This is a genomic window from Bacillus sp. SIMBA_026, assembly GCF_046535335.1.
Taxonomy (GTDB): Bacteria; Bacillota; Bacilli; order Bacillales; family Bacillaceae; genus Bacillus; species Bacillus velezensis.
On record NZ_JAWRWX010000467.1, the window covers coordinates 1 to 237 of the forward strand.

Below are 237 nucleotides of genomic sequence, written 5' to 3' on the forward strand. Positions count from 1 at the left end.
ACAACGCCACCAGCGTCCAGGTTGTTGTGAACACCACCGTCAACACCATCGGTGAAATCGAGAACGTTGCCGTGGTTTACCCGAATGCCGGTAGCTTCACCGGAACTCCGGGGCAGCCCGGCGGCCCGATCGTCACTCCCCCGGTTGTCACCAAGTGGGGCGAGATGACTCTCCAGAAGGTCAACGAGAACGGTGCAGCCCTTGCCGGCGCTTCCTTCTCCGTCTACGCCAACCAGG

1 protein-coding gene is annotated in these 237 nt (G+C 61.6%); it reads left to right on the forward strand.

Features of this window, described 5'->3' with window-relative positions; translation table 11 throughout:
• The coding region (locus tag SB847_RS22185; RefSeq protein ID WP_410578914.1) for a hypothetical protein at nucleotides 1–237 on the forward strand (237 nt) is incomplete at both ends.